Source organism: Hypericibacter sp. (assembly GCF_050729195.1).
Taxonomy (GTDB): domain Bacteria; phylum Pseudomonadota; class Alphaproteobacteria; order Dongiales; family Dongiaceae; genus Hypericibacter.
Genome location: NZ_JBOHKS010000012.1, coordinates 15,596 through 31,011 on the forward strand (window position 1 = coordinate 15,596; position 15,416 = coordinate 31,011).

Below are 15,416 nucleotides of genomic sequence, written 5' to 3' on the forward strand. Positions count from 1 at the left end.
CTCCGTCAGCGATTCTGGTCGCAGAAGCGGCGCAGAAGCCCCACCGCGAGACCGTCCCTGCCGACCAGCGCCTTGGCGATGGCGTCGTCGCGGGCGAGATCGACAGCACCGGCCGCCACGAGGTCCGCCGGACGGCAGCGTCGGAAGCCCATCGACCAGTCGGTGAAATCGCGCATGCCGACCCGGCGATCGACGATGCGCTGGACATGCCAGTGACGCTTGTCGGCGCGGATGCGGTCCATCAAGGAGGCGATGACAGCCGGAGGCCCTTCCAGCGCCTGAATGAAATTGCCGCCGACATAGAGCAGCATGCCGGTGATGCCGCGCGCGCCGTTATGGATGCGCGCGCGCGTCAGCAGCCGCTCGAGCTCGGCCTCGCTCCAATTGACGCGCGAGGCGCTGACATAGACGAGCTGATGCAGCGGCTGCGTCTCGGCCACGACCTCGACTGGCGCGATCGATGAGACCGAGCCCAAGCCCAGATCGTTGGCCGCCTCGTCGTTGGCGGCCTCGAATCTGAAGAAGCTGTCGATTGAAGACGGCACGATTGGCATGACCGGCGCTTCCGGGGAGGAACAGGGTCTGGGAAGAGGTCGCCCGGTCCCTATCCAATGCACCGGGACGGTCTGCTTCCGCGGCGCCATTCTCGGCCGGGATGATGAAGGAAAAGTTCAGCCCGGCGCCCGCGCCGATGCGACCCGGCGACGCATCTTGGGAGAAAACGGCGTCAGACCGCGTCTTCATCGAGTGCGCGAGGCTTGCCCCAGAAGGGATTAGCCTCGGAGAATTCCTTCCAGACCCCGGCGAAACCGAGCAGATCCTGCTCGATCTTGGCCGCCTGCCAGCCGCGGACCAGCCCGACCGCATGGGCGGCTTCGGCGCTGTCGGGCATGCGCCGCTCGAGCTTCTGCAACAGGCCGTGCGTCACCACCGCATCGTTGATCGAGCCCAGCCGGTCCTGCAGCTCGGCCACGGCGGCGAAATAGCGGCGCACCTGCTTCTCCGCATAGAGCGAGCGAAAAAAGTCGGCGCTATAGCGCATCTTCTTGCCGAGCAGCCGCAGCCGATGCAGGTCCGACTCGCTGAGGCTCTCGCGCTTCTTGCCGAACTTGCGCAGGCGGCGGTGACGGAAGGCGAGCAGCCGATCGGCGAAGCGCTTGATCGGTTCCTCGAGCGGCGCCGCTTCGGGCGAGCCCGCCGGTGCCCGCCAGTTCCCGGCCTCGAGCACGCGGCCCATCTTGAGCAGCAACAGCGTGTAGCGGGGCGACGCGAACAGCGCGCGCACCGTGTCATAGGCTTCGCGGCGCAGGGTCTGCGCTTCGTCTTTCAAATGCTCCAGCGCCAGCTCATCGGGCAGCCGCTTCAGGATCGGCGGCAAGGTGTAGCCGGTGAACACGTCCCAATCGCGGGCGGGGCTCAATTCCTGCTGCAGCCAGCGCAGCTCGCCCGACAGCCAGCCATGAACCTCGTCGCTCATCAGATGGCGATAGGCCGTCACCAGGGCGCGCATGCGGCGCAAAGCCACCCGTGCCTGATGCACGCCCTCAGGATCCTCGCCGCGTTCGGCCGTGACTTCATTGGCGCCGAATTGCGCCAGACAGGCCCGCGCGATGTCGCCGAAGGCCGATTTTGCCGTTGCGTCCCGCTCGATCGTGATGGAACTGCCACGGCGCGCCTCGGGCTCGGCGCCGACGAAGAGCTGGTAGCCACGCGCCGCCTTGGTCCGCCACTCGATCCGAAAGGGCCGGCGGCCAGCCAAGTCGATCGCGAGATCATAGAGCGCTTCTTTGGCCCCCAGCTTGAGCTCGAGCTCCAACTCGGTGAGCGGCATGCGATGGGGGCCGCTCTGGATCTCACCTTCGTCCAGTGCCACCTCGATCTCGGCGCCGCCGACACCCAGGAGCCAAGTCCGCCGTTTGATGTCGGTGCTGAAAACCGGAACCAGCCGATGGGCAATCTTCTGTTTCTTCAGGAACCGTTGCATCGCCGGATCGGCGATCTGCGACAGATCGGGCTGCGCCGAGGGAACCGTCTGCTCGAACTCGGCATGCTGTTGCAGGCCGCCACCCTCGGCGCCAGCGACTTTCAAGGTCTGGATGAACCGCTTGCCGATCTGGCGCACCCGCAGGGCCATGCCCGCCTGAGACAGGCGCAGATCGGGGGTGTCGTAATAGATGCTGAAAAGGCGCCGGGTGACGGGTTGCTTGAGCGCCTGGGCCTTGAGCGTGGGATCCCGGCGCAACGCCCCGACCAGATCGGGGGCCAGCGCCAGTTTCAGTTCGATCTCCTCCGCCATAGGTCTCCAGAATCGCTCGCCACTTCAGGACTTGGACCGGCACTCAATTACCGGCCCGGCACCCGACAGAAAAGTTACTCTTTCGAGTCATTTTAGGGTCAGTTTTATGTCGCCCACTAAATTCCGCTTTCCTGTCCGTACCTTCAGAAACCATCGGACGGGCGGCCAAGTTCCTCCAGGACGCTGCGCGCCAGGCCGGGCGTGACGCCGCGGCCTGCCGCCAGGGTGGCGCGATCAAGCGCCGCGACCATGGCTCCGGCCGCGGCAAAGGAGCGTTCGATCCGCATCAGGATGTAGTGGCGAAGCTCGGGGCTGACCGACAATTGACGGTCCGTGAAAAGCTTGGCCAGGATCGCGTCCAGCAATCCTTCATCGGGTGCGCCGATCGCGACCGCCGGTGCCGCCGAGAGGCGCGAGCGCAGGTCGGCCAGGGTCAGAGACCAGCGTGCCGGCGGCTGGGTCGCCAGCAACATGAGATGCCCGCGCCGTTCCGCCAGCAGATTGTAGAGATGGAAGAGCCCGCGCTCGCGATCCGCATCGAGCTCCAGATCGACATCGTCGACCAGGAGTGCCATCCGGCCTTCGGCCAGTTCCGGAATCCGGTCGATATCTGCGAGCGCCGCCGCTGGCACCGCCCGGGCCTGCGCCTGTTCCGCCCAGATGCGGCCCAGATGCGTCTTGCCGGATTCCGCCGGTCCATGAATCGTCAAGGCCGGCGCCGGCCAATCGGGCCAGAGCGCGACCCAGGCAGCCGCCCCTTCGTTACAGGACGCGATCACGAAATCGGCGGCCGCGAGCGACGGCGCATGGTCGAAGGGGAAAGGGATCTGCGACAAGGGAGCCGACCGGACGCGGATCAATTGCCGCTATCGAGCGGCGGTGTGTCGCCCCGATAGATCCGGCTGCCAAGATAGTGGCTGAGGCTGTAGCGCGCGAGCACGCCGCAGACGGCCGCGACCGGCACCGCCAGCAGCAGGCCGACGAAACCGAACAGGGACCCGCCCGCGAGCAAGGCGAAGATCACCCAGACGGGGTGCAACCTCACCCGATCGCCCACCAGCTTCGGCGTCAGAACGTAACCCTCGATCACCTGCCCCACGGCGCAGACGCCGACCACCATGGCCACCCCCTGCCAGGTCCCGAATTGCGCCAGCGCCAGCGCGACCGAGCCGGCGAGCGCGAGGAAGCTGCCGACGAACGGAATGAAGGAGAGCACGCCGGCGATGAGGCCCAGCGCCAACCCGAAATCGAGTCCGATGAGACTGAGGCCCAGCCCGTAATAGAGCGCCAGGCACAAGCACACCGTCGCCTGGCCGCGCGCGAAGCCGGCCAAGGTGCGGTCGATCTCGTGCAGCTGCCCGCGAATCTCGTCGGCATGATCGCGCGGCAACCAGAGATCGAGCTTCATTGTGATCTTGTCCCAGTCGCGCAGCAGATAGAAGGTCACGATCGGCGTGATGAAGATCAACGACACCAGATTGGCGAGCGCGAAGCCGCCGCTGAGAATGGTCCCCAATGAATCCGCGCCCCAGCCGGCGATCCGTCCGAGATAGCCGGTGACGTCGCTCATGCTGGGCGCGGCCGAGGCCGGCAGATGCGAGCGCAGCGCCTTCAGCAGCGGCCCGAGCTTCGCGGTGACGGCCTGGATGTAGGTGGGCAACTGACCGAAGAAGTCGACCAGCTGCGCCTCCAAGGGCGGCAGCAGGACCGCCGCCAATGCCAGAACCGCCAGCAGGAACAGCGCCGTCACGATGGTGGTCGCCCAGGTGCGCGAGCAGCCCATCTTCTCGATCCGGTCGCAGAGCGGGTCGAGGAAATAGGCGATGGCCATGCCGGCGACGAAGGGCAGGAGGATGCTGCGCAGGAAGAACAGGGCCACGATCAGAAGCACCAGCCCGATGATCCAGAAGCGCAGCTGGTGCTCGATCTTCACGACCGCCCTCCCCGCGCCAAGGCTCGCCGGCCCCACACCGTTACATAGGCTGCGCCCGAGGCCAGCGTGCTGGCCGCCACCGCGTAGCTCAGCCACCGCGTGATCTCGGCGGAGCCGATGCCGAGGCCCAGCTCCGCCAGCACCACGCCGATCAGGGCGATCTGCAGCACGGTGTTGAGCTTGCTGATCAGGAGGGGCTGCATGGTGAGCGACTGCGTCAGCGTGTGATAGAGGATGGCGCCGCCGATGATGATCACATCGCGGAACACCACCAGGATCACGAGCCAGACGTCGATATGTCCCTCATGGCCGAGGGTCACGTAGGAGCTCACCAGCAGGCATTTGTCGGCGAGCGGATCGAGATAGGCGCCGATCTCGCTGCGGGCGTTCAGGCGGCGCGCGAGATAGCCGTCGATGGCGTCCGAGATGCCGGCCACCAGGAACAGCCAGAAGGCGGCCGCCAAGCGATCGGTCAGCATCAGCCAGACCGCCAGCGGCACCGCCAACAGGCGCCCGAGGGTGATGAGGTTGGGAAGGAGCGCGGTCAACCCGGCGGCGCTTTCAGGGCGTCGTCGAGCTGCTGGCGGCGGGTGCCGCCGCTGTCGAAACCAACAGGCGCTGATCGCCGTTGGTGGCCAGGCTCAAGCGGCGCTCGTTCAGCGCGCTCATGAGCTGCGTCTCGTCGCCGACATAGACCAGGTCGAGCGCGGCCGATTTCGTCGTCAGGGTTTGAATGTCCGCCCGCTTCAGGATCGGCACGCCGGCCAGCCGGCGCCGGATGTCGATCCAGGCGGCGTAGCTGTCGATGGGAACGGTAACGGCGAGATGCTGCTCCGCGCCGGAGACGACCAGGTTCTCCTTGCGCAGCGAATCCTGCAGCCGCGTCTCGGCCTGTTGGACGGCCGCCGTATAAAGCTGATCCAGCGCCGTACCCGTCACGCTGACCTGATCGGTGAAGCTGTCCACCAGGCCCGCGAGACCGTAGCGATAGCCGGCGATATCGACGCGACGCGTATCGCTGGTCGCGTCGGCATTGAGCTTGGCGACCACGACCAGCGACTGGCTGGCACCATGACGCTGCGCCAGGGTCGCGAGCTTGGCCGTGTCGCCCGCCAGCGCGGCCGGCGCATCGATCATGCCGGCATCGAGCTCGTCGCCGGACGGCACCACGATCGGCACCAGCGTGTTGCCGCCGGCATCGGCGGCCCAGGCGCTCAACCAGGCGTTCTGCGGGTCCCACAGCAGAGTCTGGCCTTCCGCCTGGAGCACCGGCAGGATCAGGATCGGCGCTGTCGGCATGACGGCATAATGCACGCCGCGCTGCTCGAGCAGCGCTCGGACCGAATCGCCTCGGAAGCGGAAGCTCAGCTTGCCGATATAGCGAACCGCCGAGGCCTTTTCCGATTCGACCTCGAAGTCGCTGACGAGATCGGAGATGTCGGCGTCCGTCAGCCGCGGCAACGACGCCGCCTGCTGCGGATCGGCCAGTTGCGCCATGAGCTTGTCGTAGGCGATTCGCTGGCCGAGAACGATGGCCGCTTCCCGGGCCGCATTGGCGCTGCCGGCGGTGACATCGACATCGACGTCGCCCACCGTATAGGAGGAAGGGCCGACGCCGGCAGCCTGGACCGGAGCCGAAAAACCCAACAACAGGAGGAGTATCCCCAGCGCTGCCGCCTGCCACAGCCACCCTTCGCGGCTCCGGGCCGCCCGACCTTGCGCCATTGCAAACCTGTGGCTATTCACTATTGTTCCCGCGCCGTTTGTTCCCGCGCCGTTCTGGGGCGGCCTCGGGTTATAGCTTAGTCGATGCGGAGGACGCCATAAACAGCCCGAATCAGCCCGAAAGCGGCCAGACTTACCGCGACGCGGGCGTGGATATCGATGCCGGCAATGCCCTGGTCGATGCGATCAAGCCGCTGGCCAAATCCACCGCACGCTCGGGCAGCGATGCCGGCCTCGGCGGCTTCGGCGCCTTCTTCGATCTGCGCGCGGCCGGATTCAAGGACCCGATCCTGGTCGCCACCACCGACGGCGTCGGCACCAAACTCAAGATCGCGATCGCGACCGGGCGGCATGACCGGATCGGGATCGACCTCGTCGCGATGTGCGTCAACGATCTCGTGGTGCAGGGCGCGGAGCCACTCCTGTTCCTCGACTATTACGCGACCGGCAAGCTCGAGGTCGCGGCCGGGCACAGCATCATCGCCGGCATCGCCGAGGGCTGCCGCATCGCCGGCTGCGCACTCGTGGGCGGCGAGACGGCCGAGATGCCGGGCATGTATGCGCATGGCGACTACGACCTGGCGGGCTTCGCGGTCGGCGCCGTGGAGCGCGGACAGCAACTGACGGGCGATACTGTCGCCGCCGGCGACATCGTGCTGGGCCTCGCCTCGAGCGGCGTCCATTCGAACGGTTATTCGCTGGTGCGCCGCATCGTCGAGCGCAGCGGCCTGCGCTATGACGAGAAGGCGCCCTTCGCGCCGGACCGCGATCTGGCGACAGCCCTTCTGGAGCCCACGCGTATCTATGTGAAGAGCGGCCTGCCGCCGATCCGCGCCGGTCATATCAAGGCGCTTGCCCATATCACCGGCGGCGGTCTGATCGAGAATCCACCCCGCGTGGTGCCCGACCATCTCGCGGTCGAGATCGACGCGGCGCGCTGGACGCTGCCGCCCGTGTTCGGCTGGCTGATGCGCCAGGGCAACGTCGCCGCCGAGGAGATGGCGCGGACCTTCAATTGCGGCATCGGCATGGTGGTGGTCGCGGCGGCGGATCATGCCGATGCGGCGCAGGCCGCACTCGCGGCAGCCGGCGAGACCGTGCATCGGATCGGAAGGATCACCGAACGGCGCGCCGGCGAAGCGGGTGCCCGCGTCCTCAACATGGACAGCGCATGGCGGCGCTGAAGGTCGGCGTCCTCATCTCCGGGCGCGGCAGCAATCTGCAGGCGCTGATCGAAGCCGGCCGCGATCCCGCCACCAACGCCCGGATCGTTCTGGTGCTGTCGAACAAGGCCGATGCCGGCGGTCTGGCGCGGGCGACCGCGGCCGGGATTCCGACCGCCGTCATCGATCGCAAGGCCTATGCCGATCGCGCCGGCTTCGATGCCGAGCTCGACCGCCAGCTCAGGTCCGCCGGCGTGGAACTGGTCTGCCTCGCCGGCTTCATGCGGATCCTGACGGACGGCTTCATCGCCGCCTGGCATAACCGCATGATCAATATCCATCCCTCGCTGCTGCCGGCCTATCGCGGCCTCGACACCCATGCCCGGGCCTTGGCCGACGGCGTCAAGCTGGCGGGCTGCACGGTTCACTATGTGCGTCCCGAGCTCGATACCGGTCCCATCATCCTGCAGGCCGCGGTTCCGGTGGCATCCGATGACACGCCCGACAGCCTGGCGGCGCGGGTGCTGACCGCCGAGCATCGCGCCTATCCGCTGGCCCTGCGGCTGGTCGCCACGGGCCGTGTCAGGCTGGATGGCGAAAAAGCCATCCTCGACGGCCGGGATGTTCCTGCCGGAATCATGATGAATCCGGCCGATTGACGGGCTTGCCGCCGCGGTTGCCGAGCCGGGGGCCGCTGGTCTAAATAAGGGCGCCCGCTGTCGGCTCCTTGGCGGACCGGCACCCGAAAGACACCGATAGAGGATCTCGCGCGCGATGGCTCAAGACGATCAGATGCTCCATGACCATCAGCAGGCCTATAAGGGCTTCGTCAAATTCAGCACCATCGCCGCGGTGCTGATTGCCGTGGCGCTGGGGCTGATGGGACTGACGCTGCTTTAAATCCGGCAGCGCGACGCTGAAATGCAAAAGGGCGGCGGCCTCGGTGATCGAGGCCGCCGCCCTTCGTCGTTCCCGCCGGGAAAACCCGGCGTCGGCCGTCAGCCGACGATTTCGATGCCGCTGAAGAAATAGGCGATTTCTTCCCGCGCCGTCTCGGGCGCGTCCGAGCCATGCACCGAATTGGCCTCGATCGATTCCGCGAACTCCTTGCGGATCGTGCCGGGCGCGGCATTGGCCGGGTTGGTGGCGCCCATGATCTCGCGGTTGCGCGCGATCGCGTTCTCGCCTTCCAGCACCTGGAGCACGACCGGGCCGCTGGTCATGAAGGTGCAAAGGTCATTGAAGAAGGGCCGGGCCTTATGGACAGCGTAGAAGCCCTCGGCCTGGGCGCGCGACAGGCGGGTGCGCTTCTGCGCGATGATGCGCAGGCCCGCTTCCTCGAATTTGGCATTGATCTTGCCCGTCAGATTGCGACGCGTGGCATCCGGCTTGATGATCGAGAAGGTGCGTTCGATGGCCATGGTTGAAGGCGCTCCTGCGGAGAGGGGGTCAGCCGTCCCGAACCCGCCGGAACGGCCACCGAGCGGCCGGGTGGCCGCAAAAAGGGTGGCAGGCTTATAGAGGCTTGGGGGCCGCGCCGCAACCCGGCCCGATCCCCGGCAGGCTCGGCATCCCCTGGGGCGACCGGCCCTGTCTCGCAACCTTGATTGAAGCGTCATCTTGTCCGCCCAGAAAGGTTTCGGCGGCCCCGGCACTGTGCTATCAGGCCGGCCCATGCTGCAAATTCGCGACCTCACCTATCGGATTGCCGGACGCCCCCTGTTGGAAGGCGCCAGCCTGTCCCTGCCCCCGGGCCACCGGGCCGGGCTGATCGGCCCCAATGGCTGCGGCAAATCCACGCTGCTGAAGCTGATCACCGGCGACATCCATTCGGACGGCGGCGATATCTCGCTGCCCTCCAATTGGCGCATCGGGCGATTGGCGCAGGAAGCCCCGGACGGTCCCGAAAGCCTGCTGGAGACCGTGCTCGCGGCCGACCAGGAACGCGCGAGCCTGCTGGCGGAGGCCGAGCATGCCTCCGACGCGCACCGGATCGCGGAGATCCATGAGCGCCTGGCGATGATCGACGCCCATAGCGCGCCCGCGCGCGCGGCCTCGATCCTGGCGGGCCTCGGTTTCGACAATGACGCGCAGGCCCGTCCCTGCACCGATTTCTCCGGCGGCTGGCGCATGCGCGTCGCCCTGGCGGCGCTGCTGTTCTCCGAGCCCGATCTGCTGCTGCTCGACGAGCCCACCAACCATCTCGATCTCGAGGCCAGCCTCTGGCTAGAGCAATATCTCGCGGACTATCCGCGCACGATCCTGATCGTCAGCCATGACCGCGACCTCCTGAACAAGGCGGTCGACCACATCATCCATCTCGAGAACCGCAAGCTGGTGCTCTATGCCGGCGGCTATGATCGGTTCGAGCGCACGCGGGCGGAGCGGCTCGACCATCAATCGGCGATGCGCAACAAGCAGCTGGCGCAGCGCAAGCATATGCAGGAATTCGTCGATCGCTTCCGCTACAAGGCCAGCAAGGCGCGCCAGGCCCAGTCGCGCCTCAAGGCGCTCGAGCGGATGGAGCCGATCGCGGCCGTCACCGAAGCCCGCACCGAGATGTTCGAGTTCCCGGCGCCCGAGGCCCTGCCCTCGCCGCTGATCTCGCTCGATGGCGTCGAGGTCGGCTACGAGCCGGGCCGGCCGGTGTTGAAACGCCTCGATCTGCGCATCGATCAGGACGATCGCATCGCCCTTCTCGGCGCCAACGGCAACGGCAAGTCGACCATGGCCAAGCTGATCGCGGGCCGCCTCAAGCAGATGAGCGGCGAGGTCCGGCGCTCGGCCAAGCTCAAGATCGGCTATTTCGCGCAGCACCAGACCGAGGAGCTCGCGCTCGAGGCGACGCCGCTCCAGCTCATGGAACGGCTGGCGCCGCAACTGAACGAGCCCAAGCGCCGCGCGCATCTGGCGCGCTTCGGCCTGGGCCAGCAGCGGGTGAACACACAGGTCGGTTCGCTGTCGGGCGGCGAGAAGGCGCGACTGCTGTTTTCGCTGGTCACGCGCGAGGCGCCGCATATCCTGATCCTGGACGAGCCCACCAACCATCTCGACGTCGACGCGCGCCAGGCGCTGGTCCAAGCGCTCAACGACTATGAAGGGGCCGTGCTGCTGATCAGCCACGACCCGCATCTGATCGAGCTGGTGGCCGACCGGCTGTGGCTGGTGGCGGATGGCCGCTGCAAGCCGTTCGACGGCTCGCTCGACGATTACCGGCAATATCTGCTGTCGGAGCGCCGGTCGCGCAAAGGCGGCGCCATCGAGGCCGCGGGCCGAAACGATTCCCAGGCGCGCGCGCAGCGCCGCCGCGAAGGCGCCACCGCGCGCGTGGCCAAGGGGCCGCTGCGCAAGGCTGCCGACATTGCGGAAAAGAAGATGGCGGAGCTCGCCCGGCACAAATCGAAGCTCGAGCAGGTGCTGGCGAACCCGAAGCTCTACCAGCAGGATCAGGCGCGTGCGCGCGATCTGCAGCGCGAACTGGGCGAGTTGGGAAAGACGATCGAGGCCGCGGAGGAAGCCTGGCTCTCAGCCACCGCCGCCCTCGAAGCCGCCGAGAACGCCGATAGCTGAGAACGTACCGGCGCGCATGGTGCCGGCAATAGCTCGCGAAACGTCGAAGTTTTGAGTGCTATTCGGCCGCGTCGACGTCGATAGCGGCGTCGTTGAGATCGATCTCATATTCCCGCACGACGCGCTCATGACCGTTCTTGAGCGACATCAGCCGGTATTGATTGTCGACGCCGGTCGGCGGCAGCAGTCTCACGACCTTGTAAGAGCCCGGCGGCGTCGCCGCCGAGAGGTTCGGTCTGGCTTCGACCAACTGGCCGACCTTGTACTTATGTGCGCCCATGAACTCGCTCTCTCATTCGCGCGGGGGGATATCACGCGCCGTTATCGATCGTGGTGGAATCATCAGGTCGCCAGCGCCTCTAAGGGGCGATCAGACGACCTTGAGGTCCGAGGCGGCATTCTTGCCGTTCTCGCTGGTGACCTCGAAACTCAGTTTCTGGCCTTCGCTCAACAGCGACAGCCCGGCCTTTTCAACCGCGCTGATATGCACGTAGACGTCTTTCGAGCCATCTTCCGGCTGGATAAAGCCAAAGCCTTTGCTCGTATTGAAGAACTTCACGGTTCCGACAGACATGGCGAACTCCTCGAGGAATGGGGTATCGGGACCCGTCACGAGCCCGATCACAATCCGGCCGTGCCGGGTTGTTGGGCCGGTGAGACATTCCTCAGAGCGGCGGGAAGAGCGGCCCTTCCCGACAGAACTCTGACATCCAGTTTCGTCTCTGAGGTATCGCGGTCCGGGAGAACTGCCCACCCGTCCGTCGGTCTTCACCGGCTTTCAGCGGCAAGGACGACGAATTTTCAGCCACGAGGCAGTTCTTCGGTACAACAGCAACGAGTTACCGCTTCCTTGAAATGGGAGCGAGGCTCGTGCATTTCCACAATAAGATTCAGAGGGGATTGGAATATATTAGTTTGAAACTAAACGATTTTTCTGCGCTTGTCCAGGTCAATTTTGCCGCACTATTTCGCGGCAAAAAGGTCCTTCCGACGACTATTTGCCCCGCCCTTCTGTCGACTTAGGGGAGCATTGGGCCTGGGTTCAGCCCTCCGAAGGCCATTCGTCGGCGCTTCGCTTACAGCACCCAGTCCACAGGACTTCTGATCTCGCGCAGGTCGATCTTGACCGTCACTTCCTGCGGGATGCAAAGCATGTTGTGAGAAACGACATTCGGATAGAGGTTCTCGCTGACGCCCGCCTTGTTGGCCGCATTGAAAAGCAGCGGCCGATGGTCCCAGAGGCGATAGCCATAGCTTTGGATCTGGCGAATCAGGGCCGGCGAGGTGACCTCGCTTTCATTCTCGACATAGAGCATCGGGCGGCAGCGTTTGATGGTCGCTTCGGCGCCGGCCAGCACGTCGGATTCCATGCCCCGCACATCGGCCTTGATCATACGGCAACTGGCCAGGGAGAAACTGTCGATGGTCTCGATCGGCACGGGCTCGCCTTTCTCGCTGCCGACCAGCGAAAGACCGCCAAAATTCTGCCTGCCCTGCGGATCGAGCAGCGGCACCGAGATCTGTCCCGGCGCCCGCCCGGCGGCGGCGTGGCGCGCATAGACGTTCCACAAACCGTTCAGGGCGAGGTTGGAGCAGAGGAGCTGATAGGTCAGGCGCTGCGGCTCGAACACTACCAGCGCACCGTTGGGACGTAGCGCCTTCGCCATTGGCACCGTGTGGCAGCCGATATTGGCACCCGCTTCTACGACCGTGTCGCCCGGCCGCACCAGCTGCAGGAGCACCTGGAGCTCGAGCTCGCCATACTCGCCATAGCGCTCCAGCGCCTCGCCGATATAGCGATCGTTGGTGTTGAAGAGCATGGTGCCGTGCCGGCACCGCTTGATCCGATAGGGACTCTCCGATCCCACCGGTGCCAGCGCGATACCGTCCGGAAGTTCCGCGGATTCGTCCATGCTCACCCCTTCGCCTTTTCCTGCCAGCGTCCGTTCTCGTCCTGCTGGTAATAGACGAGGCTGTGTCCCGCTTCCTTGTAGGCGGCCCAGCGCTGCCGGCCGGCCGCGACCGCGGCCTCGTCCTGGCCATCCAGCATCTCGACGCAGAGTTCGAAGCCGGAAACCGCGCCCGATTGTGCGCCATCCGTCAGGAACAGAACGGTGGCGTTGTTGGGGTTCTCGTCCTGATCGGTCAGCCAGACCGGCTGGCGCTCCGGACGGCCATCCCGCTTGCTGCCATGCGGCAGGAAGCTGTTGGGGTCATAGGTCCAGAGATGCGCCGTCAGCGCTTCGACCCGTTCGTTCGATCCCGCCATCACCAGCGCACGCTGCCCGCGCGCCAGCGTGCGCTCGAGCAGTTTCGGCAAGGCCGCTTCGAGGCTGGTTCGCTGCAGATGATAGAATCGGACTTCGGTCACGCACCGCCCTCTGCCGCGCAGCCGGCCTGTCGCCGGGCGCGATCATCGATCGCACCCTGCGACAGCCTCAACGTTCCTCGTAATGGTCTGCGACGAACCGCTCCAGCAGGCGCACGCCATATCCGGTGGCGCCCTTCGGCACGGTCGGCGCGTCCTTGTCGGACCAGGCCATGCCCGCGATGTCGAGATGCGCCCAGGGCACGTCATTGACGAAGCGCTGGATGAATTGCGCCGCGGTGATCGAGCCGCCATAGCGGTTGCCGACATTCTTCATGTCCGCGATGTCGGAATTGATGATCTTGTCGTAGCCCTCGCCGAGCGGCATGCGCCAGAGCAGCTCGCCGCTGCCCCGACCGGCCGCGAGCAGGCGCTCGGAAAGCTGATCGTTGTTCGAGAACAGGCCCGCATGGATCTGTCCCAACGCGATCATGATGGCGCCGGTCAAGGTGGCCAGATTGACCATCAATTGCGGCTTGAAGCGGTCTTGCGTGTACCAGATCGCATCGGCCAGCACGAGCCGGCCTTCGGCGTCGGTGTTGATGACCTCGATCGTCTGGCCCGACATCGACTTCACCACGTCGCCCGGCCGCTGCGCGGTACCGGACGGCATGTTCTCGACCAGACCGATCACGCCGATCGCGTTCACCTTGGCCTTGCGGCCCGCCAGCGCCTTCATCAGGCCGATGACGGCACCGGCCCCCGCCATGTCCCACTTCATCTCTTCCATGCCGGCCGCCGGCTTGATCGAGATGCCGCCGGTGTCGAAGGTCACGCCCTTGCCGATGAAGGCGACCGGAGGCTTCTTGCGGCCTTCGGGGAGTCCTTTCCACTGCATCACGACGAGCTGGGATTCGCGAGCGCTGCCCTGGCCGACGCCCAGGAGGGCGTTCATGCCGAGCTTCTTCATCTCCTTCTCGCCCAGGATCTCGACCTTCACGTCGAGCTCCTCGAGCGTCTTGGCCTGCTCGGCCAGGCTCTCCGGATAGATGACGTTGGCGGGCTCGGAGACCAGATCGCGGGTGAAGACGACGCCGTCGGCCAGGCGGTCCAGCGGCTCGAACAGTTTCTTGGCGGCGTTCGGGTCCTCGACCAGGAGCGTCAGCTTCTTCAGGCTCGGCTTCTGCTCCGGCTTTTCCTTGGTCCGGTATTTGTCGAACCGATAGGCCCGCAGCCTGGCGCCAAACGCCACGTTCGCCGCCATCTCGGCCGGCGACAATGCGGCGCCGGGGACCGCGTCGATGGCGATTGCGAGCGCGCTGTCGCCCGTGCCGTTGGTATAGGCGACCAGGCGGCCGCCGAGGGCCTGAGCCGCGAGCGCGTCCACCGCCGTGGCTTGGCCCAGCCCGAACAACAGCGCCCGCGACAGGGGCAGGTCACCCGGTGCCAGGAGCTGCAGCAGGTCGTCCGAGCGGCCCTTGAAGCGGCTGACACCCAGCGCCCGGATGAGAGCGCCCTTGGCCGCCTTGTCGAGGGCCGTCGCACTCGCCTGCAGCTTGCGGTCCTCGAGCGCGCCCACCGCGAGCGCACCGGATTCCGGTATCTCGAATTTGGCGAACTGAATCTTCATCAACAGAGATCTCCAAGCAATGCGGCCAGGGCGCGGGGATCGGCAGGAGGCCGGGGCCACCAGCGGGCCCGTGAAAGGCTAAGGCAGCAGGGCGCTGCCGGCGAACTTCCTGTATCACAGGCCCCGGATACGATAAAGCGGGGCCGGATTCCGCCCGAAACATTGCCTGGCCGGAAATCATTCATCGGATTGGCAAATCCGGGCTAGGAAGGGGCCTGTGCCCCTGCCTATCATGCATGCCATGGTCCGGATCAAGACCGTACGCGGCGTCAATATCTATATCGGCAGGCAGGTGGCGCTGCTCCTGACGGTCATCACCTTTGGCCTGACTTTCGTGATCTGGCTGACCCAGACCGTCCGGTTCCTGGACCTGATCATCAATCGCGGCCTGCCCCTGACGACCGCGCTCTATCTGTTGAGCCTGCTGGTGCCGGAGCTGCTGATCATCCTGCTGCCGGCAGCGCTCTTCATCGCCAGCCTGTTCGTCTATTGGCGCCTGGGCGTCGATAGCGAGCTGGTGGTGCTGCGCAGCGCCGGCATGAGCCCCTGGCAGCTCGCGCGGCCGGCGCTGGTGATCGCGCTCGTCATCACGCTCTTCTGCTATTGGCTCGGCCTTTCGCTGGCACCGCATGCCAACCGGGCTTTCGGCGGCCTGACCACGGAGCTCCGCAACGATTTCTCGCAGGTGCTGATCCAGGAAGGGGTCTTCACCGACGCGACTCCGGGGCTGACGGTCTATACCCGCGCCCGCACCGCGGACGGGTCGCTTGCCGGCGTGGTGGTCTTTGACC

The 15,416-nt window shown here is 66.0% G+C and carries 17 protein-coding genes; 5 read left to right on the forward strand and 12 right to left on the reverse strand.

The genetic code is table 11. The features are described from left to right. Positions 1-5 precede the first annotated feature (5 nt). The 6 genes from ACREE8_RS00670 to ACREE8_RS00695 form a co-directional block, all read right to left on the reverse strand. Positions 6-554 carry a BLUF domain-containing protein gene (locus ACREE8_RS00670; protein ID WP_431571044.1) on the reverse strand — a complete coding sequence of 183 codons (549 nt, stop codon included), beginning with the start codon at positions 552-554 and terminating at the stop codon, positions 6-8. A gap of 173 nt (positions 555-727) precedes the next feature. Further along, positions 728-2,296, reverse strand: a complete 1,569-nt coding sequence (locus tag ACREE8_RS00675) for a CHAD domain-containing protein (RefSeq protein ID WP_431571045.1) — start codon at positions 2,294-2,296, stop codon at positions 728-730. A 143-nt stretch (positions 2,297-2,439) separates the two neighbouring features. Next, complete coding sequence (locus ACREE8_RS00680; RefSeq protein WP_431571046.1) at positions 2,440-3,132, reverse strand: HdaA/DnaA family protein; 693 nt, start codon at positions 3,130-3,132, stop codon at positions 2,440-2,442. Positions 3,133-3,152: 20 nt separating this feature from the next. Continuing rightward, positions 3,153-4,229, reverse strand: a complete 1,077-nt coding sequence (locus ACREE8_RS00685; RefSeq protein ID WP_431571047.1) for an AI-2E family transporter — start codon at positions 4,227-4,229, stop codon at positions 3,153-3,155. After that, on the reverse strand, positions 4,226-4,777 hold the full coding sequence (locus ACREE8_RS00690) for a CDP-alcohol phosphatidyltransferase family protein (protein ID WP_431571048.1): 552 nt from the start codon (positions 4,775-4,777) through the stop codon (positions 4,226-4,228). The genes ACREE8_RS00685 and ACREE8_RS00690 overlap by 4 nt, the downstream gene beginning before the upstream one ends. Positions 4,778-4,790: 13 nt before the next feature. After that, entirely contained in the window at positions 4,791-5,879 is a 1,089-nt protein-coding gene (locus ACREE8_RS00695; protein ID WP_431571049.1) for a DUF2066 domain-containing protein, read from the reverse strand. Between the two features lie 173 nt (positions 5,880-6,052). Between ACREE8_RS00695 and purM the strand changes: the two genes are divergently transcribed. The 3 genes from purM to ACREE8_RS00710 all read left to right on the forward strand — a co-directional run bounded on the left by purM (position 6,053) and on the right by ACREE8_RS00710 (position 8,017). Further along, on the forward strand, positions 6,053-7,138 hold the full coding sequence (purM, locus tag ACREE8_RS00700) for a phosphoribosylformylglycinamidine cyclo-ligase (protein ID WP_431571060.1): 1,086 nt from the start codon (positions 6,053-6,055) through the stop codon (positions 7,136-7,138). Further along, entirely contained in the window at positions 7,126-7,776 is a 651-nt protein-coding gene (gene purN / locus ACREE8_RS00705) for a phosphoribosylglycinamide formyltransferase (protein WP_431571050.1), read from the forward strand. The genes purM and purN overlap by 13 nt, the downstream gene beginning before the upstream one ends. 115 nt (positions 7,777-7,891) lie before the next feature. Next, complete coding sequence (locus ACREE8_RS00710) at positions 7,892-8,017, forward strand: aa3-type cytochrome c oxidase subunit IV (RefSeq protein ID WP_431571051.1); 126 nt, start codon at positions 7,892-7,894, stop codon at positions 8,015-8,017. A 98-nt stretch (positions 8,018-8,115) separates the two neighbouring features. Here ACREE8_RS00710 and ndk read toward each other — a convergent pair whose 3' ends face one another. Continuing rightward, entirely contained in the window at positions 8,116-8,538 is a 423-nt protein-coding gene (gene ndk, locus ACREE8_RS00715; protein ID WP_431571052.1) for a nucleoside-diphosphate kinase, read from the reverse strand. A 253-nt stretch (positions 8,539-8,791) separates the two neighbouring features. Here ndk and ACREE8_RS00720 point away from each other — a divergent pair, with 253 nt between their 5' ends. After that, entirely contained in the window at positions 8,792-10,687 is a 1,896-nt protein-coding gene (locus ACREE8_RS00720) for an ABC-F family ATP-binding cassette domain-containing protein (RefSeq protein ID WP_431571053.1), read from the forward strand. Between the two features lie 58 nt (positions 10,688-10,745). Here the strand turns inward: ACREE8_RS00720 and ACREE8_RS00725 are convergent, their stop codons facing one another. The 5 genes from ACREE8_RS00725 to ACREE8_RS00745 all read right to left on the reverse strand — a co-directional run bounded on the left by ACREE8_RS00725 (position 10,746) and on the right by ACREE8_RS00745 (position 14,625). Continuing rightward, entirely contained in the window at positions 10,746-10,967 is a 222-nt protein-coding gene (locus tag ACREE8_RS00725; RefSeq protein WP_431571054.1) for a hypothetical protein, read from the reverse strand. Between the two features lie 90 nt (positions 10,968-11,057). After that, positions 11,058-11,261: a cold-shock protein gene (locus ACREE8_RS00730; protein WP_431571055.1), complete on the reverse strand. Its 204-nt coding sequence runs from the start codon at positions 11,259-11,261 to the stop codon at positions 11,058-11,060. Between the two features lie 502 nt (positions 11,262-11,763). Continuing rightward, a complete protein-coding gene (locus tag ACREE8_RS00735; protein ID WP_431571056.1) occupies positions 11,764-12,600 on the reverse strand; it encodes an FkbM family methyltransferase in 837 nt (278 codons plus the stop codon). Positions 12,601-12,602: 2 nt separating this feature from the next. Continuing rightward, positions 12,603-13,058 (reverse strand): DNA polymerase III subunit chi, encoded by a 456-nt coding sequence (locus ACREE8_RS00740; protein ID WP_431571057.1) that lies wholly within the window; start codon positions 13,056-13,058, stop codon positions 12,603-12,605. Positions 13,059-13,125: 67 nt separating this feature from the next. Next, a complete protein-coding gene (locus tag ACREE8_RS00745) occupies positions 13,126-14,625 on the reverse strand; it encodes a leucyl aminopeptidase (protein ID WP_431571058.1) in 1,500 nt (499 codons plus the stop codon). 217 nt (positions 14,626-14,842) lie between these two features. Between ACREE8_RS00745 and ACREE8_RS00750 the strand changes: the two genes are divergently transcribed. After that, on the forward strand, positions 14,843-15,416 hold a 574-nt coding region (locus tag ACREE8_RS00750), incomplete at its 3' end, for an LptF/LptG family permease (protein WP_431571059.1).